This is a genomic window from Citrobacter sp. Ca225, assembly GCF_030337175.1.
Lineage (GTDB): Bacteria > Pseudomonadota > Gammaproteobacteria > Enterobacterales > Enterobacteriaceae > Citrobacter_A > Citrobacter_A amalonaticus.
Map to the genome: position 1 here is coordinate 1 of NZ_JAOWCD010000019.1, position 206 is coordinate 206.

1 tRNA gene and 1 rRNA gene are annotated in these 206 nt (G+C 52.9%); both read right to left on the minus strand.

The features are described from left to right. Nucleotide 1: 1 nt before the first annotated feature. A tRNA-Asp gene (locus tag OGW13_RS00720) sits at nucleotides 2–78 on the minus strand. Nucleotides 79–132: 54 nt separating this feature from the next. Beyond that, nucleotides 133–206: ribosomal RNA gene (gene rrf / locus OGW13_RS25805) — 5S ribosomal RNA — on the minus strand; the annotation flags it as partial.

Here is a 206-nt window from a genome sequence, read left to right on the forward strand (position 1 = left end):
GTGGCGGAACGGACGGGACTCGAACCCGCGACCCCCTGCGTGACAGGCAGGTATTCTAACCAACTGAACTACCGCTCCACCGAATTTTTCTACAACCACTGATTTTTACATCAGTTTACTGCTTAATTTGATGCCTGGCAGTTCCCTACTCTCGCATGGGGAGACCCCACACTACCATCGGCGCTACGGCGTTTCACTTCTGAGTT